At 45.9% G+C, this 18,798-nt stretch carries 13 protein-coding genes; 7 read left to right on the forward strand and 6 right to left on the reverse strand.

The window, feature by feature from the left end:
- Positions 1-95: 95 nt before the first annotated feature.
- Both TW81_RS02355 and TW81_RS02360 read left to right on the forward strand, forming a co-directional pair.
- Positions 96-1,625: a sensor domain-containing diguanylate cyclase gene (locus TW81_RS02355; RefSeq protein WP_045954202.1), complete on the forward strand. Its 1,530-nt coding sequence runs from the start codon at positions 96-98 to the stop codon at positions 1,623-1,625.
- 88 nt (positions 1,626-1,713) lie between these two features.
- The gene (locus TW81_RS02360; protein WP_045954121.1) at positions 1,714-2,244 is read left to right on the forward strand and encodes a 3'-5' exonuclease; all 531 of its coding nucleotides are present in this window, start codon (positions 1,714-1,716) and stop codon (positions 2,242-2,244) included.
- Between the two features lie 31 nt (positions 2,245-2,275).
- Here TW81_RS02360 and TW81_RS02365 read toward each other — a convergent pair whose 3' ends face one another.
- The 3 genes from TW81_RS02365 to TW81_RS02375 form a co-directional block, all read right to left on the reverse strand.
- Entirely contained in the window at positions 2,276-2,728 is a 453-nt protein-coding gene (locus TW81_RS02365) for a tellurite resistance TerB family protein (protein WP_045954122.1), read from the reverse strand.
- Positions 2,729-2,805: 77 nt separating this feature from the next.
- Positions 2,806-4,707 (reverse strand): alkaline phosphatase D family protein, encoded by a 1,902-nt coding sequence (locus TW81_RS02370; RefSeq protein WP_045954123.1) that lies wholly within the window; start codon positions 4,705-4,707, stop codon positions 2,806-2,808.
- A gap of 3 nt (positions 4,708-4,710) precedes the next feature.
- A complete protein-coding gene (locus tag TW81_RS02375; protein ID WP_045954124.1) occupies positions 4,711-5,076 on the reverse strand; it encodes a VC1380 family protein in 366 nt (121 codons plus the stop codon).
- A gap of 118 nt (positions 5,077-5,194) precedes the next feature.
- On the opposite strand from TW81_RS02375, the gene TW81_RS02380 reads away from it, so the two are divergent.
- The 4 genes from TW81_RS02380 (at position 5,195) to TW81_RS02395 (ending at position 13,188) form a co-directional block, all read left to right on the forward strand.
- The gene (locus TW81_RS02380) at positions 5,195-6,520 is read left to right on the forward strand and encodes a MipA/OmpV family protein (RefSeq protein ID WP_045954125.1); all 1,326 of its coding nucleotides are present in this window, start codon (positions 5,195-5,197) and stop codon (positions 6,518-6,520) included.
- Positions 6,521-6,724: 204 nt separating this feature from the next.
- Positions 6,725-10,654 (forward strand): ATP-dependent RNA helicase HrpA, encoded by a 3,930-nt coding sequence (gene hrpA / locus TW81_RS02385; RefSeq protein ID WP_084715788.1) that lies wholly within the window; start codon positions 6,725-6,727, stop codon positions 10,652-10,654.
- Between the two features lie 102 nt (positions 10,655-10,756).
- The gene (locus tag TW81_RS02390) at positions 10,757-11,248 is read left to right on the forward strand and encodes a porin family protein (RefSeq protein ID WP_045954126.1); all 492 of its coding nucleotides are present in this window, start codon (positions 10,757-10,759) and stop codon (positions 11,246-11,248) included.
- 143 nt (positions 11,249-11,391) lie between these two features.
- Positions 11,392-13,188: an ABC transporter ATP-binding protein/permease gene (locus tag TW81_RS02395; protein ID WP_045954127.1), complete on the forward strand. Its 1,797-nt coding sequence runs from the start codon at positions 11,392-11,394 to the stop codon at positions 13,186-13,188.
- Positions 13,189-13,248: 60 nt separating this feature from the next.
- On the opposite strand, the gene TW81_RS02400 is transcribed toward TW81_RS02395, so the two are convergent.
- On the reverse strand, positions 13,249-14,508 hold the full coding sequence (locus TW81_RS02400) for a dicarboxylate/amino acid:cation symporter (RefSeq protein ID WP_045954128.1): 1,260 nt from the start codon (positions 14,506-14,508) through the stop codon (positions 13,249-13,251).
- A gap of 503 nt (positions 14,509-15,011) precedes the next feature.
- On the opposite strand from TW81_RS02400, the gene TW81_RS02405 reads away from it, so the two are divergent.
- On the forward strand, positions 15,012-16,580 hold the full coding sequence (locus tag TW81_RS02405) for a long-chain-fatty-acid--CoA ligase (RefSeq protein ID WP_045954129.1): 1,569 nt from the start codon (positions 15,012-15,014) through the stop codon (positions 16,578-16,580).
- Between the two features lie 179 nt (positions 16,581-16,759).
- Here the strand turns inward: TW81_RS02405 and trpA are convergent, their stop codons facing one another.
- Positions 16,760-17,566, reverse strand: a complete 807-nt coding sequence (trpA, locus tag TW81_RS02410; protein WP_045954130.1) for a tryptophan synthase subunit alpha — start codon at positions 17,564-17,566, stop codon at positions 16,760-16,762.
- The gene (gene trpB, locus TW81_RS02415; RefSeq protein ID WP_045954131.1) at positions 17,566-18,756 is read right to left on the reverse strand and encodes a tryptophan synthase subunit beta; all 1,191 of its coding nucleotides are present in this window, start codon (positions 18,754-18,756) and stop codon (positions 17,566-17,568) included. The genes trpA and trpB overlap by 1 nt, the downstream gene beginning before the upstream one ends.
- Positions 18,757-18,798 lie beyond the last annotated feature (42 nt).

Below are 18,798 nucleotides of genomic sequence, written 5' to 3' on the forward strand. Positions count from 1 at the left end.
TTTCATATGTAATTGCGATTTGCTCTTTATGTAACCAAAAAGATAAAGCTAGAATGTCGCGGTTATTTTTATGCCAAGATTTACAAAAATGCTTTATGCAACAATTAAATAAGAAAAAGATTATCTACCCGCTGTTAGCGTTCGCCTTTACCTCGCTACTGGCGCTTTATCTGGTCTATTTTGTTTATCAATCCCAAGTGAAATATACCGTTTCTTTGGTTGATAAACTTGCCCTTCAGCAGGCAGAGAATCTGCAACAAACTGTAGAAAGTGACTTGCAGTTTATTGGCGCAGGTGCCAATTTTTTTCATGCTACTCAAGCCGAGGATTGGCATAGATTCCCAATATTTGCCGATGAAATCGTTTCCTCGTCAAAAACACTGATTGCATTGCAGTGGATGCCACGAGTTGAACACGACCAAATTGCTGACCATATCGCCAAGGTCAAGCAAACCTATCCCTTTTATCAGCTCTATACCGTGCCTAAGGACGGACCAAAAACGCTCGGCTACATCATGCCCAACCAAGAGGCAATTTACCCAGCTTCCGATGTCTATCCCCGTAACCCTGACAACTTTAAAGCACTTGGTTATTACTCGTCACGGCTACGATTTCAACTGGTTCTTGACAGTATTGCTAAAACTGGCCACCCGAACGTTTCGGATAAAATTCGCCTGTTGCAAGATGGTCTTGATAGAAATTTAGCCAAAACGGGCTTATTGGTGTATCACCCAGTTTTCGACGCTGACCATAGTGAAAAATTGCTTGGCGTCGTGATAGGTGTGATCCGCTCGACCCTTTATTTTGAATCTATCGTTAACAAGACGGCGACCGAGCAAGAGTTGTTGGTTAAAGTGACTGATCTCGGCTTTGACGCAGAAGACGATCCGCTGCTCTACCAAAGTGAAGGATGGCTAGAGACAACGGGTATTGAGGTGACAAAAATGGTCACCTTGCCGAATCGCGGTTGGCAGGTTGATTTTAAACTCGATAAGAAAGCTACCGATAACGAACAATATGTGCTTATTGGTATTGCGTTGGCTGGGCTAGTGATCGCCTCACTATCCAGTTACATTGTTTTACTGTTGGTGCGTGACCAAGAACATCTCGAAGCATTGCTTGATATACGTACCCAAGAGCTGCAGTTCTTGGTGGATCACGACTCATTGACAGGCATCTACAATCGCCGCGCATTTAATCGTTATTTGACTGACAAAGTAAGCCAACAAACCTGTTTTTCTTTGGCTGTGTTTGATGTCGATAGGTTCAAGTTGATCAATGATCACTACGGACATGTCGCGGGTGACGAAATGTTGCGTCATGTCGTTGCTGTAGTTCAGAAGCACCTTAACAAGGGGGATGTGTTCGTGAGGATGGGCGGCGATGAGTTTTGTATTATCAGCCAACTCGTTGAGCGCGAAGACTTAGTGCGTTGCTTAGAGCGCATTGGCCAAGCGGTAGCGAACTCGCACTATGAATTTGATGGTAAATTAATTCAGTGTTCGCTTAGTATCGGCGCGGCTATTCGCCGCACCGAAAACGAAGAAGACATAATGCAAGCCTCTGATGCGCAATTGTATAAGAGTAAGCAAGCAGGGCGCAATCGAGTATCAATTGCAGAATAACTAGCCAGTTGATGCGGCTAGATTCGAGTTTTAACTCATTCTGATGTAGAATTTTGCGCTTTGATAATAGTTTGTACGAAGGCGGATCATGAACCATAACCGAGTCGTTTGTTTCGATTTAGAAATGTGTTGTTGGAATGAAAACGGTGTCGGTACCACTGGTGAGATCATCGAAGTGGGGCTTGCAGAGATCGACCTAATCAAGGGTGAGATTGTCAAACGCGCGCAATACTATGTGAAACCTGACCAAGATGAAGTCTCGCTGTTTTGTTCGCAGTTAACGGGAATTACGCCACGTAAGATTGAAAAACAAGGTCGCCCATTAGCTGAAGTCATCAAGTCTATGGTGAAAAACTTTGGCGGAGCCAATAAAATCTACGCAGCTTGGGGACGTGACGATATTGTCTTAAAACAAGAGTGTCTCGCTAAAGGTATTGATATGCCGTTCAACGAGTATATCAACCTAGCAACACTGTATCGCATCCAAAACCGCCTTAAAGATAAACGTATTGGTCACAGAGCCGCGCAAGAAAGCAAAGGTATCGAGTGGGAAGGGCGCCAACACTCCGGCTACGTTGACGCTTATAATCTCGCCAAGCTTGCCTTGACTATGCTGTAATAGTGAAAAGGGAGCACATTGGCTCCCTTAGTTATTTCTTGCTATCTGTTACGCTTAATTTGGCACGAATAAATTCACTATGATCCACGTAGAGCAGCTCGGCGGTTTTCCGGATTACGGAATCTTCGAGTGGGTCAATCTCACCATCTGCGTGGGCGACTTGCCACATTGCTTTGATCAAGGTAATTCGGCTTTCTTGGCTTAGCTCACGAAGTTGTGAGGTAAAATCGTACAAAGAGGTTGAATCCTTGCTGCGCGATTCCGCGCGGCTGAGAAGCGTGGTGACTTCCGACTCATCTAAATCGAGAAAACGCGCCAATAACTGGCGTTTGGCATCGATTTCGACTTGCGCGATTTGGTGGTCAGCACCCGCGACTTCGCACAGCAGACACGCGATGGCTAAATTGACATCGGGTTGCGCGCTTTGGCCTAAATCTTGGCCTTCAAGTAACTGCTTAAATAATGATTTGATTGAGTTCAACATAAGGGTCGTCTTTGTAATAGCACTATTGTTATAAATAGTGGTTATTGCCGAACATCTCAAGGGTCTTTACACAACGCTTACTTTTCTTTCAGTGGCGGAAAGTCACACTCATCGCCATTACTGGTCAGAATAGAGATTCTCTCTGGCTTACCTTGTTGGTTAAGTCTCAGTTCACCAACTGCACTAGCATTGACCAGCCGTCTTGCCCCTTTGATATTAGGATCGCGCTTTTTGATCTTGAGCCTTTTACGTTTGGTGAAAAAATTGAGTGGTGAGCGAGGGGAATAGAGTAACCTGTCCGCATGATCGCATATCGCCAACAGTGGCTCAGGAAAGCTGCTCTTAAATCCACTGCATGTTATCTGGTAAATATTGGGACTATTACGCCTGAACCTGAGCTTAATGTCATAAGCGAACGAGTAATGCACATCCCCCGACAAAATCACAAAGTTGGTTGGTGTTTTGGTATGAGTAAAAATGCTAAGTAAGGTGTTAGCGCTACCGCGGTGCGCCATCCAGTTCTCGGCGTCGACCATTAAAGGTTTACCCAGCCAAGTGACAACACGCTGTAAAGTCTCGATAAATTTCACCCCGAACATAGGCGCCGGAGAGACAATCACCACTTTGTCTTGATGGATTAATTCGTGCTGAAATTCAATCAGGGCTTCCCAATCCATCAGTCCAGAGGGCTTATTCATTTTAGATTCAGAGCGCCAGCGTCGAGTACGAGTGTCGAGCACCACCACTTTCGGTGAGCTTTCAATGGTGTAGTGCCAACGTTCGAACGCATAGAGGTGCTGGATAAAGTCGTCTTGGTACTGAGCTCCGGGATGTTGGAGAAACTGCTGTGCTAAAGAAAGAAACTCTTGGTTGAAGTTACTCGGTTCGTTGCCCCAACCCTGACATAGCCAATAAGCAATTAAGCCGTTGCCGATGATGCGTTTGGAAAACGGATTTTCATAGGCCGCTTTTTCCCAGCCTATGGTGAGGTTCCAATCGTCGGTGATGTCATGATCATCGAAAATCATGTAGGTCGGAATATGGGCGAGTAGCCTCTGAACACGAGGTAATCCTTGGATAAAGTCGTCAATAGCCGCCTTTTCGTCGTGCCATTGCTGCTGATATTTTGCCTCTATTGTGTTCCCCGCGTGTGTAAAATTTTTCTCTCGCAAGTGGTTTATATTGATGTGAGACCAAAGCATTGGCGACCAAACCAACAAATACATGGCAAAAAATTCAGAGAAGGTCACCAAGTGATTTTCACACTCTCGTGAGCTGAATATAGGTGTGCTGCGCTTTGGTAAAAGCTTAGCCAATAAACCTTCTTCATCAATATCATGTGGCAATATTCTGTCGCGAGCGTAATAGCAGTCCGAATGCGCGTATAGCTCCTGACTTGACTGGATTGGCGCATGATCAAATTGCTCGTCTGGTAACCCGAGCAGTTTGACAGTTTGAATAATGGCATCCAAAGTCGGGCCAGCAACATGATCGGCGTAAATCTGATCGCCACTCATCATCAATAGATCTGGTCTGGTCGAGATAGCTTGCTTGGCAACTTTCGCGTCAACTTGTACCAGAGCGTCTTTACTCGGGTGATGCGGGTTACGACAAGAGCCATGAATAATGTAGTCTGCTTTGGTCGAAACCTTAAAGCTCAGTTGCTGCTCGTCGTCATAGAGCAGTTCGGGGTAAAGTGCCGTTAGCGCTCCGTGCTGGGTGTGAAACTCATAGCTTAATGGGGTATCGACAGGAAAGTCGCCCTTAAATTGAGCTAAGGTAAGATAGCAATGCTGGCCAATAGTTAGCTGGTGGCAGTGACTGATCTCTTGGCTAAAAATAACATCTGATGTGGTGGATGACGTTAGCTTAAATTGACCTGTTAGTGGCTCGCTGGTGACTAGCCAGAAAACGAGTTCAGTACGGGTTGTTTTACGTAGCAGCGGGCCTGCGATAAGGAAAGGTAAGCTATTCTTCATGCTCTACTCGGTTGGTGGCTCTGGAACTTGGGGATCTTCCAATATTTCGATCACATCCGAGCTAGAAAGTTCGTGCCCCATTAAAAACAGCGCCAGCATGGCGTCAGCTTTGGTTTTGGTATCTGAGCGTTCTTCTATCAACTGCTCTAAACGGTGTCGAATCATGGATACTTCATGTTCGACAAATCCCCGTCCTTCCTCTTCACCTTGCGTTTCTTCCGGTGCGGAATCGAACGAGAGGAACAACATCTCACCATCGAGTTTGGCTTCGAGTAAACGTTCAGGCAGCCAAGACTCACCTGTGACAATATCTGGGTCACTGTCCGCAGGTAACGATTCAATTAATCTTTTTAGTTCAGAGGCTTTCACAATTATTCGTTTTAAGAGACCATATCTAGATATTTTAACGACGAATGACCAAGAAACATAAGTAATAACTGTTATAAATGGTTAGTTTTTGAGTGCTTTAGTCACTTTTGGACAAAAAATGATAACGAATAAACATTTGTCGGCGCTAGCGATACTCGTCAGTGGTGTCACATCAACCTCGCTAAGCGCAGAGCAAAAGCCTGACCGCGGAGAAAAAAATTGGGGACTTGCCGCAGTCTATCGTTCGGCAACCATTCCTTTCAATACCAATTCAGATGATCAATCGGTGAGTACTTTTGTTCCCGTAATTTATTTTGAAGGCGAACATCTGTTTATCAACGGCATCGAAGGCGGTGTGCACCTATACCAAAGCGACGATGAAACGTTTGAATTCAATGCGCTTACGAGGTTGCGTTTTGTCGATATCCCTGCTGAAATTCAAAATGCCAATCAAGGTGATACTGTCGATGTGGGTGCTCAGTTTAAATACAAACTCGATGACCAGTGGTGGCTAGATACTGAGCTGATGAGCGACAAGGATTTGCGTTTTCATGCCAACTTGACCGTGCAAGCTCAATATGAGTTTGGCGATTGGGAGCTTGAGCCTCACGCGACTTTAAGGTACAAGGATGCGGACTTTAACAGTGAGTACTACGCCTTTGCTGATTATACTGGTCAGAATATCGGGGCTGGCGTGGATGCGAATCTTGGTGTTAAAGCGCGTTATCATGTCTACCAAAATCTTTACTTACTGGGCGCCACGAGTGTAACGCGTCTTGACGACAACGCCTTCCATTCATCGGCTGTTAACGAGCGTTACCAAGCTGAGTTTTATCTTGGCTTTGGTCTGTTCAACGACAAAACTAAAGCGCCGAAATCTGAGCTAACCAACAAGCGATATTTCAGGGTTGCACATGGCTGGGCTACGCCATCCAATATTGGTGACATTATTGGTTTGCAGAGCGAAAAAGATCCCTATAACAACCAGATGACCTCGCTGTTTTATGGTCACCCACTCACGGACGAGCTGTTTGGCATCCCTTTAGATATCTACTTTACTCCGGGCATTGTCCATCATTGGTCTTCTGATGTTCAGTCGGCAGCAACCGAGTACATCGCCGCAATTAAGGCTTACTACACCATAAATTGGCCGACGAAGTGGCGTTTTGGTGTGGCAGAAGGGATGTCTTATATCGACAGTATGACTTACATCGAAAATGAAGAAATGAAAGAAAAGGGCTACACGCCAAGTCACTTACTTAACTATCTCGATTTCTCTTTTGATATCAACATCGGTGACCTTTTCAACAATCGAGACTTAGATAAAATGTGGCTTGGATACTCGATTCACCATCGCAGTGCTATTTTCGAGAGTGCTTCGCAATATGGACGCATAAAAGGTGGCAGTAACTACAATACTGTTTACTTACAAATCGATTTCTAATCCATCCATTATGAGCGGCAATTCGCCGCTCTTTTTCATTCTATTACTCAGTTCGACAATCAATTCTAAGCTTGTCATTACCTAGCTGAGAGCAAGCTGCGCAAGCCTTTGAGATGGATAAATAAAGCGCCTCGAACTCATGCTATCTGCGATTTCTGTGATACAATTCGCGCGTTTTAAATTTTGTAAAGAATAGGAATCGCTTTGACTTCGTCACAGCCAGATAAATCAAACGCAGCGGATAGCCAAGTGCAGGCCAATAGTGCGGCTTCGCTTCGTAAGGCGCTGAATCAATGTATGTTGAAAGACAGATTTCGTCTGAGTAAACGCATTTCAGGGGCAAATAAAATTAAAAAAGAAGCCGCTCGCAATGCTGTTTTCGATGAAATCGCTCTCGATATAGCAAAATCTATGATGGATGCCGAGCAGCGTGCTAGCTACACACCTTGCATAGAGTACCCAGAGCTGCTACCCGTTAGCCAGAAGAAAGACGATATTGCACAGGCAATTGAACAAAACCAAGTTGTGATCGTCGCGGGTGAAACTGGCTCGGGTAAAACCACTCAGTTACCTAAGATTTGTGCCGAGTTAGGACGTGGTAAATTTGGTCTTATTGGTCATACTCAGCCGCGTCGCTTAGCAGCTCGTTCGGTGGCAAATCGCATCGCGGAAGAGATGGAAACCAAGCTGGGTGAGTACGTGGGCTATAAGGTTCGCTTTAATGACCAAATCTCTGAAAATACCCATATCAAACTGATGACAGACGGTATCCTGTTAGCCGAGATCCAACATGACCGTTACCTCAATCAATATGACACGATTATTATCGATGAAGCGCACGAACGTAGCTTAAACATCGATTTTATTCTCGGCTATTTGAAAGAACTGCTTCCTCGTCGTCCCGATCTCAAAATTATCATTACCTCGGCGACCATAGATCCTGAGCGCTTCTCAAAGCACTTTAATAATGCGCCTATCATTGAGGTGTCGGGTCGAACTTATCCGGTTGAAACTCGCTATCGACCATTGAGTGGCGAAGATGATGGCGATCGTGATCAGCTAGAAGGCATTTTTGAAGCGGTTGATGAACTGTGCGATGAAGGTCTGGGTGATATTCTGATCTTTATGAACGGTGAACGTGAGATTCGCGACACCGCTGATGCGTTGGCAAAGCGTAACCTCAAGAGCACTGAAATTGTGCCACTATACGCGCGTTTGTCCGCTGGCGAACAGAATAAAATCTTTCAGCCCCATGCTGGGCGTCGTATCGTGTTGGCAACCAACGTCGCAGAAACCTCACTGACGGTACCGGGGATCAAATACGTCATTGATCCAGGTACCGCCCGAATTAGCCGTTATAGCTACCGCACCAAAGTTCAACGCCTGCCTATAGAACCTGTCTCTCAGGCTAGTGCCAATCAACGTAAAGGACGTTGTGGTCGTGTCGAAGAGGGGATCTGTATTCGCCTTTACTCTGAGGATGACTTTAACGCGCGTCCTGAGTTTACCGATCCCGAAATTCTGCGTACCAACTTAGCTTCGGTTATTTTGCAGATGACGGCGCTTGGTCTTGGTGATATTGAAGCCTTCCCGTTTGTTGAAGCGCCAGATAAACGCAATATCCAAGACGGTGTAAGGTTACTTGAAGAGTTGGGAGCCATTAACGAGAACGCGAAAGATCCTAAAAAGCGCTTAACATCGACTGGGCGTCAATTGGCAAGATTGCCGATCGACCCTCGTTTGGCACGTATGGTGCTCGAAGCGCCTAAGTATGGTGCGTTGAAAGAGCTGATGATCATTGCGTCGGCACTTTCAATTCAAGACCCACGTGAGCGTCCGAGTGACAAGCAGCAGTCTTCTGATGATAAGCACCGCCGCTTCTTCCACGAAGAGTCTGACTTCTTAACCTTTGTTAATCTTTGGGATTATATCCAGAAGCAGCAAAAGAGCCTGTCAGGTAATCAGTTCCGTAAACAGTGCAAACAAGATTATTTGAATTATTTACGTGTTCGAGAATGGCAGGACGTCTATTTCCAAGTTCATCAAGCAATGCGTGAAATGGACTTTAAACTCAATGAGGAACCGGCGAGCTACCAAGGTGTTCACAGTGCTATCTTAGTCGGTCTGCTGTCGCATATCGGCATGAAAGATCAGGAGAAGAATGAATATCAAGGCGCGCGCAATGCACGTTTCCATATTTTCCCTGCATCGGGACTATTCAAAAAGCAGCCTAAGTGGATCATGTCTGCTGAACTGGTTGAAACCTCCAAGCTGTGGGGGCGTATCATCGCCAAAATTCAGCCTGAATGGATTGAACCACTGGCTAAACACCTGATCAAACGTAGCTACAGTGAACCACACTGGTCGAAAAAACGATCTGCTGTCATGGCTCATGAAAAAGTGATGCTTTACGGGGTACCTATCGTGCCTAAGCGTCTGGTCAACTATGGCAGTATCGACGCCACCGTCAGTCGAGAGATCTTTATCCGCAGCGCCTTGGTAGAAGGTGAGTGGGAAACAAAGCACGCCTTCTTTAAGCAAAACCGTAAGTTATTGCAAGAAGTGGAAGAGCTGGAACATAAATCTCGTCGCCGCGATATTCTGGTCGATGATGATGAATTGTTTGATTTCTACGATCAAAGGGTCGGCACTGAAGTTGTCTCTGGCAAACATTTTGATACTTGGTGGAAAAAGGCAGCGAAAGAGAGCCCTGAGCTACTTAACTTTGAAAAAGAGATGCTGTTCAAAGGCGACGCTAGCCATGTTACCGATCTCGATTATCCGAATTTTTGGCACCAAAATGGTCTCAAACTTAAACTGAGTTATCAGTTTGAACCCGGAGATGATAGTGACGGCGTCACCGTACACTTGCCACTGCCAATCTTAAATCAAGTGGAAGCGGCGGGTTTTGATTGGCAAATCCCAGGATTACGTCACGAGCTGGTGGTGAGCTTGATTAAGTCGCTGCCGAAAACCATTCGTAAAAACTTTGTGCCAGCGCCAAATTACGCCGATGCATTCTTAGCGCGCACTACCGCGATGGAAGCACCATTGCTCGACTCGCTTGAAAAAGAGCTACGTCGTATGACAGGTGTTGAAGTTTTGCGTGACGATTGGAATCTAGAACAAGTGCCTGATCACTTGAAAGTGACCTTCCGCGCAGTCGACCATCGAAATCGTAAACTCAAAGAACATCGTGATCTGCATGAGTTGAAGGAAAGTTTAAAAGACAAGGTACAAGAAACCTTGTCAAAAGTGGCCGATGACGATATTGAGCAGCAAGGTCTGCATACATGGAGCTTTGGCGAGTTGCCGAAAGTGTATCAGCAAAAGCGCGGTGGCTATGATGTCAAAGCGTATCCCGCCATTGTAGATGGCAAAGACAGTGTTGAAATCAAGTTGTACGAAACCGAGCACGAACAAGTTTCGGCAATGAAAGCCGGTCAGCGTCGCCTTATTTTGCTCAATGTACCTTCGCCGATTAAGTATTTGCACTCGAACTTGCCGAACAAGTCTAAGCTCGGTTTGTACTTCAATCCTTACGGTAAAGTGCTTGATTTGATCGACGACTGTATCGCTTGTGGCGTCGATAAGCTTATCGAACAGAAGGGTGGTATAGTCTGGCAACCAGAACAGTTCGAACTGCTTAAAGAGCATGTTCGTGCCGAATTAGGTGACACTGTGGTAGAAATTGCTCAGCAAGTCGAGACAATCCTGACCACTGCTTTTAACATCAATAAAAAGCTCAAAGGCAAAATCGATTTTACTATGGCATTCGCCCTATCCGACATTAAGGCGCAAATTGAAGGTTTGATTTTCAAAGGGTTTGCGACCGAGTGCGGTTGGAAGCGCCTCCCAGATATCTTGCGCTATATGAGAGCGATTGAACGTCGCATGGAAAAACTGCCAATCGACCCGAATAAAGATCGCTTGCATATGCTCAAAATCGAATCGGTAACTAACGATTACAAAGAACTGCTCAACAAGATCCCGAAAGGCGTTGTGATTCCAGACAATGTAAAAGAAGTGCGCTGGATGATTGAAGAGCTGCGTGTTAGTTATTTTGCCCAACAACTCGGTACACCGTATCCGGTATCAGACAAACGCGTTAAAATGGCGATTGATGCATGTTAGGTATGCTACTTGCATAATAGAATACATCGGTCAGAGATTTGACAAATACGGCAGGGACTTGCCAGCTGAGTTCCTCCACCTTGAAACAAGAGAAGGTTTACTATGAAAAAGACACTACTAGCGCTAGCTCTAATTGGCGCATCTGCGACAGCGTCAGCTGATTCTTGGATCTACGGCAGCGCGAGTGTAGGTCAAGCGGATTTAGGCGGCGATTCATCCACTTCATACAACGCCCACGTTGGTACAGGAATTCTACCTATTATCGGTCTAGAGGCGGGTTACCAAAACTTTGGTGACTTCGACAATATCACGTACGGAAACTACACTGGTCAACTTGAAGGTTCTGCGGTTTACTTTGCCGTTAAACCGAGTCTTGATTTTGGTCCTCTTCACGTATACGCGAAAGGTGGTTTGCACTCGTATGAGTTAACAGGATCAAATTTCAAAGAAGACGAAATTGATATGATGTACGGTGTTGGTGTTGAGTACTTTGTCGCTGGTCCTCTGTCACTAGGTGCAAGCTACAATGTCTTCAACATGAAAGAAGATGATGTGAAAAACTTGTCTTTCAATGCCACTTTACACTTCTTATAATTGAAAGCTGACTCAGTTTGCAAAGCCTGACTTCGGTCAGGCTTTTTTGTATTTCGTGAATTAAGGAGTTGCTATTTGTACACTAAACTCCGATAACTGAGCAGTATACGGTTTACATCTTGCATTTTCCCCAAGGAATAAGTATGACGATGTCATCATCAAGCGAACAAAATACTCCACCAGAACAAGATGTTAAGCGTAAGAGCCTCGCGATCTTGTTTGAGCTGGTGAAGTTTATTAAGCCTTACCAGCTGAAAGTGTTAGCAGCATTAGTAGCGCTAATCGCGACTGCGTCGTTAACCTTGTCGGTTGGACAAGGGGTGAGAATTCTAATTGACCAAGGTTTCGCACAACAATCTGTTCAACAGCTCAGTAGCGCGATCGGATTTATTTTACTGATCACCTTGTTGATTTCTATTGGCACGTTTTTCCGTTTTTATCTCGTTTCTTCAGTTGGGGAGCGGGTCAGCGCAGACATTCGGCTTGCGGTGTTTAACCATATTGTGACCTTGCATCCAAGCTATTTCGAAACCAATGGCAGCGGCGATATTATGTCGCGCATCACCACAGATACCACCCTGCTGCAAAGTATTATCGGCTCTTCATTTTCGATGGCGATGCGCAGTGCTTTAATGTGCATTGGTGCGATCATCATGCTGTTTGCCACCAATATTAAACTCACGCTTATTGTATTGGCTTCAGTGCCATTTATTTTGGTCCCGATTCTGTTTTATGGCCGTCGGGTACGCGCCCTGTCTCGCCAGAGCCAAGATTCAATGGCGGATGTGGGAAGCTATGCTGGTGAGGCAATTGAACATATCAAAACCGTTCAAAGTTACAGCCGAGAAACGCAAGAAAAGCAATATTTTGCCAATCAAGTTGAGCGGGCATACGAGATTGGGCGCAAGCGAGTACTGCAACGTGCAATATTGATTTCGGGTGTGATCGTCATCGTTTTCAGCGCGATTTCAGGCATGCTGTGGGTCGGTGGAAGCGACGTCATTAACGGTGTGATGTCAGCAGGTGACCTAGCGGCCTTTGTTTTCTATGCCATTATGGTGGCTTCATCCTTAGCGACCATCTCTGAGGTAATGGGCGAGCTACAGCGCGCTGCTGGTGCAACAGAACGCTTGATTGAAATTCTGCAGGTAAAAAGTCACATTACTGCTCCTGATGTTTGCTACCAAGATAGCCACCAAGTTGCCGCCCAAGTCGCGTTCAAAGACGTCTCATTTCATTATCCTTCGCGGCCAGATCAGCCAGCAATACAAGCGCTTAATCTGGTTGCAGAAGAGGGCAAAATCCTCGCTTTGGTCGGGCCTTCTGGCGCGGGGAAAACGACTTTGTTTGAACTATTGCAACGTTTTTACGATCCTCAGCAAGGCAGTGTAACGCTCGGCGACGTCGATATTAAAGCGTTTGATCCGCAACAACTTCGCGGCCAAATGGCGCTTGTCCCTCAGCAGCCCGCCTTATTTAGCAATGACGTATTACACAATATTCGTTATGGCAATCCCGAGGCCAGTGACGATCAGGTGATTGAGGCCGCTAAAAAGGCACATGCGCATGACTTTATTGTTAACTTGCCGCAAGGGTACAAAAGCTTCTTAGGCGAGCGAGGGGTTCGTTTATCCGGCGGGCAAAGACAGCGAATTGCTATTGCTCGGGCGATTTTGAAAGACCCGAATATATTGCTGCTTGATGAAGCGACCAGTGCTCTAGACAGTGAAAGTGAGCACCATGTACAGCAAGCTTTAGAAGAGTTGATGCGAGGTAGAACGACGATTATCATCGCTCATCGACTCTCAACCATTAAGCACGCGGATAAGATAGCAGTTTTGGATCACGGACAACTTGTTGATGTTGGTGATCACGCTTCTCTGATGCAAAGCTGCGAGTTATATCAGCGTTTGGTCGAGCTGCAATTTAAATCAATGTAGCCGTCGGAAGAAAACAAAAAGCCACTCGATTGAGTGGCTTAAGTTTCATGCTTTCAACAATTATGCTTGCTGTTTTTCTAGCTCAGCTTGTTGCTCTTCTTCTTCAATTAATGAATCAACAATCACTGCACAAGCCGCATCACCCGTAATGTTGAGCGCCGTACGAATCATATCGAAGATTCGGTCAAGGGCAAAAAGAAGTGGAAGACCTTCGATTGGAATACCAGCCGCTAGCAAGACCGCAACAACTAGGAATGAAGGACCAGGAACACCCGCTTGACCCACGGCACCAAGTGTTGAAGTGATGATGATCGCAATGTATGCACCCATACCTAGGTCGATATTGAACAACTGGGCAAAGAAGATAGCGACTAGGCCGTAGTAAATTGCGTTACCCGACATATTAATGGTCGCACCAAGAGGAAGAACGAAAGAAGCGGTTGAGTTTCTTACGCCCAAATCGTGCTCAACTGTGTCCATTGTTACTGGTAGTGTTGCCATTGATGACGCAGTTGAAAGCGCAACAGCTTGCGGTTTCTTCATTGCAACAAGGAACTTCTTCGCCGACGTTTTAGTGAAGATATGCACCATCAGTGGGTAAGCAATAAAGCCAAAGATTAGAATGGCCGCAACGTAGACAACGAACAGCTTAAACACCACCATAAGTGCACCAAAGCCAAATGTTCCCACTGCTTCTGCCATTAGGCCGAAAACACCAATTGGCGCAATGACCATTACTTTATTGATCATCCAAACCATAGCATCAACAATGCAGTTTACACCGTTGATAATCGGTTCACGGCGTTCTTTCGCTTGCTTAGAGATAGCGATGCCGAAGAACATACAGAACACTAAGATTTGTAGAATGTTTGCTTCGTTCAATGATTGGAAAACGTTGGTTGGGATCATACCAGTGATGGTTGCCCAGAAAGTAGGTAGTTCACCTTTTGAAGCGTATTCTGCTGAGAACATGCCTTCAACGCCGGTAACGTCGATACCCATGCCTGGTTTGAATACTTCACCCATAAGTAGCGCTAATGCAACAGCCAGTGCAGAGGTTAGGCCGAAGTAGGCGAGTGTTGTGAAACCAACTTTACCTGCTGACTGACTATTGCCTAGACCTGCTGCACCAGAGATCAGTGCAACGGCCACCAACGGAATGACCAGCATCTTGATTAGGTTAATAAAAATTGCGCCCAATGGAGCGAACACAGTCGCTTCGTTACCCATCATGGCACCCACGGCAGTACCGACGATCATGGCAATCACGACCTGAACACCGATGTTGCTTAGTAAACTCTTTTCTTTTAACACTTCCATAACCTCTGTGCTAACTAATTTTAAATTCCTAGAATTACATGCCACTACATAAAAGTATGTTGGAGTATAATTCTGACTCGCTTTTTACACTTAATTTTTACAATTGGCAATACGAGCAGCCTAGGAACGAGGCAAAAATATGCATTTTCATTGACGAGTGGCAATTTTTTGCTCGATAGCAAACGTTTGCTTGAGGGTTGGAGGGGATATTTTCGCTGCGTGATAAAAGTAATGAATGAGGTTAGGTGCGAATAAGTCAATGGTGGTTTGTAATGTAAATGTTGCGCTTGAGTCCGTGCGCTTTGATCACGAATTGCGATTAAAGTAGCTATAAGTTCACATTTCTACAACCCGACATACCAAATGTGAAATTTTTTACATTTGTACTGATGATGTGCATGTAAATTAAATGTTAATTTTAAGTGACATAAAAACAAGTCGTTGGTCGACTTTGAACTGATGACAATGAGAAATAAGCCATAACAACAAATAGGTGACTGAACATGATGAATCTAGCCGCTGCGTTGCAGCGAAATGCAATCAGCAAACCCAACAAGGTCGCGCTAATATGTGGTGATTTGCAACTCACCTACGCTCAATTCGATGTCATGGTAAGCAAAATTGCTGCTTCGCTGATCCAACATGGCGTTAAGCCGGGCGACAGAGTGGCTCTGTCTTGCCCGAATACACCACAGTTTCCACTGGTCTTCTTTGCGATTCAAAAAGCGGGAGCGGTTGCTGTGCCATTAAATGTGTTATTGAAAGCACGTGAAATTAAGTATCACTTGGAAGATTCAAAGGCCAAATTTTACTTTTGCTTTGAAGGCAGCCCTGAGTTGCCAATGGCGAAAGAGGGGCTTGCTGCTTTTAAACAAGTGGAAAGTTGTAAACAAATGATCGTCATGACATTAGACCAAGCCCAGTTTGATTATTCTGGTCAGGCTACTTTGAGCGCTTTTATTCATGAGGTCGAACCGCTGGTTGACTATGCTCCACGTAATGCGGATGACACCTGTGTAATCCTCTACACATCAGGGACCACAGGACTACCAAAAGGCGCTGAACTAACACAGCAAAACATCATTATGAATGCGTTGGTGTCGCAAAACATCATGATGAGTCAGGCGGATGATGTTCATTTGGTCACTTTGCCTCTGTTCCACACTTTTGGTCAGACCGTGCACCTAAATGCCAGTGTGTTAATTGGCGCGACACTGGTTTTGGTGCCAAGGTTTGAACCTAAGCTGATTCTGGAACTTATCGAAAAGCACAAAGTGACGTTATTTGCTGGCGTTCCGACTATGTATATTGGTTTGCTGCACGCTGAACACAGCAATGATATTTCTTCGCTTCGTTTGGCGGTTAGTGGTGGTTCTCCTCTGCCTACGGAAGTATTTAGGGCGTTCGAAGACAAATTCAATGTCCCCATTTTGGAAGGCTACGGCCTTTCGGAAACCAGTCCAATCGTCTGTTTTAATCATCTGGACCAAGAAAGAATTCCTGGATCAGTCGGTCAGCCTATTCAGGGCGTTGAGGTTAAGGTGGTTGACCCAGAAGGGGATGTTTGTCCTACCGGGCAAGAGGGTGAAATTATCGTTCGTGGTCACAACGTGATGAAGGGCTACCTTGATCGTCCAGACGCAACAGAAGCCGCGATAGTTAATGACTGGTTCCATACTGGTGATGTGGGTCGTTTTGATGAAAAAGGTAACTTATTTATCGTTGACCGTATGAAAGATCTGATTATTCGTGGTGGATTTAATGTCTATCCACGTGAGATAGAAGAAGTGTTTATGACGCATCCTGCGGTTGCTATGGTCGCCGTTATCGGTATTCCTAACGAGGAATATGGTGAAGAAATTAAGGCCTACGTTGTTCTTAAACCTGATCAAGATATTGAGGCCATGGAATTACAGAGGTGGGGCAGCTCGCAGTTAGCGGCATTTAAGTACCCACGCTTTGTTGAAATTCGTGCTCAACTGCCATTGAGTGCGACAGGTAAAATCTTAAAGCGCGAGTTGAAATCTGAGTTGGAAACAGCTCAAGCGCCAGTTACTAATCTATCTAAATGATATTTTGCCACTAGAGTAAGCCGCTAGTTTTACGGATTATCTTTTATAAGTACTGCGCACTATTCCGAGTTTTCGATGACGTCCTCATTAAAATCAGTCTGCGCAAATCTATAGGCTTGTACTAAAGCAAAGCGTCCGCTCAGTGAATGAACGGGCGCTTTTTTATTGAGTTGCGAGGATTATTTCTGTGTCGCGGCTTTCATCGCAGAAACAAAGTCACTCAACTTATCAAGCATGGTCTGTGGCTGGTCGACATTTTCTTCAATGATTTTGACCACGGCAGAGCCAGATATTGCACCTGCAGCGCCCGCTTCAATCGCTTGTTTTACCTGCGCAGGCTCAGAGATACCAAAACCAAGCAGTGCTGGTGGAGCATTAAATTGGCTTAGCTTCTCTAACATATGATCAACTGGCATGTTGGCTTTGGTTTCAGCACCAGTAACCCCCGCGCGTGAAAGAAGATAAGTGTAGCCGCCGCCCAGCTCAGAAACTTGCTTGAGTGTTTCATCGCTTGCGGTCGGCGGGGCGATAAAAATCGGATGAACACCAAATTTTTCTGCTGCTGCGACGAACTCGCTACTTTCATTGGTAGGAACATCCGCAATCAGCACTGAATCTATGCCTGCGTTCGCGCAGCGCTCGTAGAAGCTCTCGATTCCGCGTGAGTAGACTAAGTTAGCGTACATCAGCAATCCGATAGGTAGCTCAGGGTACTTGGCACGGATCTTAGCAATTTGCTCAAAACAGATATCGGGTGTGGCCCCCGAATCAAGCGCACGAATATTGGCACCTTGGATAGTCGGGCCATCGGCCAGTGGATCCGAGAATGGAATGCCAAGTTCCAGCGCATCCGCGCCAGATTCAACAAGCGTTTCCAGGATGTTGTATGATTGCTCTGGGTTTGGATCGCAAACCGTCACAAAGGGTACAAATGCGCCTTGGTTTTTCTCGTTTAGGCGTGTAAACATCTTCTCATAATGGCTCATTAGATCACTCCTTTTTGTTCTAGAATGTCGTGAACAGTGAAGATGTCTTTGTCACCACGACCAGATAGGTTAACGACTAGCAGCTGTTCTTTTTCAGGGTTCTCACGAGCCATACGCAGTGCGTGTGCCAGAGCGTGAGAAGATTCCAGCGCAGCAATAATACCTTCGCTACGGGCGATTTCTTGGAAGGCTTCGAGTGCCTCATCATCGGTAACGCTGTCATACTCTGCTCGGCCAATTGAGTTTAAGTACGCATGCTGAGGGCCCACCGAAGGGAAGTCGAGTCCAGCAGATACCGAGTAAGACTCTTCAACCTGACCATTCTCATCTTGCATTAGTGGGGCTTTCATACCAAAGAAGATGCCGGTTTTTCCGTGTTTCAGTGGAGCACCGTGTTGGTCAGTATCGATGCCTTTACCGGCCGGCTCGACGCCAATTAAACGTACATTTTCTTCTTCGATGAAGTCTGCAAACATACCAATCGCGTTTGAACCGCCACCGACACAAGCGATCACTGCATCTGGCAGGCGACCTTCGCGAGCCAAGATTTGATTCTTGGTCTCTTCACCGATCATGTGTTGGAATTCACGCACGATAGTTGGGAATGGGTGTGGACCCGCAGCTGTCCCCAATAGGTAGTGAGCATCTTCGTAGCTGGCAGACCAATCGCGTAGCGCTTCGTTACAGGCGTCTTTCAGGGTGGCTGAACCTGAATGTACCGGAATCACTTCTGCGCCCATCAGTTTCATGCGAAACACGTTCGGGCTTTGACGTTCGACGTCTTTGGCACCCATGTAAACGCGGCATTTAAGACCGAGTAGAGCACATGCTAGCGCCGTTGCCACGCCATGCTGACCAGCGCCAGTTTCGGCGATGATTTCTTTCTTACCCATGCGTTTTGCAAGCAGCGCTTGACCCAATACTTGATTGGTTTTGTGCGCGCCGCCGTGAAGGAGATCTTCACGTTTGAGGTAGAGTTTGGTTTTGGTGCCTTTTGTCAGGTTACGTGTAAGCGTTAGTGCGGTAGGACGTCCTGCGTACTCTTGCAGCAGAGTCATGAATTCGCTACGAAATTCAGGATCTTGTTGCGCATCAATAAACGCTTGCTCTAATTGCTCTAGCGCGGGCACGAGAATTTGCGGGACGTACTGGCCGCCGTATTCGCCGAAGTAGGCATCAAGTTTCGCCATGTTAAAATTCCTATCGTTTAGAGCGCGTTCAATCCGCGCTAC

This window comes from Vibrio galatheae (genome assembly GCF_000967545.1).
Lineage (GTDB): Bacteria > Pseudomonadota > Gammaproteobacteria > Enterobacterales > Vibrionaceae > Vibrio > Vibrio galatheae.

Bases quoted from the DNA above. Each gene is read 5' to 3' on its own strand.
- TW81_RS02355 (WP_045954202.1), top strand. From the start codon at position 96: ATGCAACAATTAAATAAGAAAAAGATTATCTACCCGCTGTTAGCGTTC.
- TW81_RS02360 (WP_045954121.1), top strand. From the start codon at position 1,714: ATGAACCATAACCGAGTCGTTTGTTTCGATTTAGAAATGTGTTGTTGG.
- TW81_RS02365 (WP_045954122.1), bottom strand. From the start codon at position 2,728: ATGTTGAACTCAATCAAATCATTATTTAAGCAGTTACTTGAAGGCCAA.
- TW81_RS02370 (WP_045954123.1), bottom strand. From the start codon at position 4,707: ATGAAGAATAGCTTACCTTTCCTTATCGCAGGCCCGCTGCTACGTAAA.
- TW81_RS02380 (WP_045954125.1), top strand. From the start codon at position 5,195: ATGATAACGAATAAACATTTGTCGGCGCTAGCGATACTCGTCAGTGGT.
- TW81_RS02390 (WP_045954126.1), top strand. From the start codon at position 10,757: ATGAAAAAGACACTACTAGCGCTAGCTCTAATTGGCGCATCTGCGACA.
- TW81_RS02395 (WP_045954127.1), top strand. From the start codon at position 11,392: ATGACGATGTCATCATCAAGCGAACAAAATACTCCACCAGAACAAGAT.
- TW81_RS02400 (WP_045954128.1), bottom strand. From the start codon at position 14,508: ATGGAAGTGTTAAAAGAAAAGAGTTTACTAAGCAACATCGGTGTTCAG.
- TW81_RS02405 (WP_045954129.1), top strand. From the start codon at position 15,012: ATGATGAATCTAGCCGCTGCGTTGCAGCGAAATGCAATCAGCAAACCC.
- trpA (WP_045954130.1), bottom strand. From the start codon at position 17,566: ATGAGCCATTATGAGAAGATGTTTACACGCCTAAACGAGAAAAACCAA.
- trpB (WP_045954131.1), bottom strand. From the start codon at position 18,756: ATGGCGAAACTTGATGCCTACTTCGGCGAATACGGCGGCCAGTACGTC.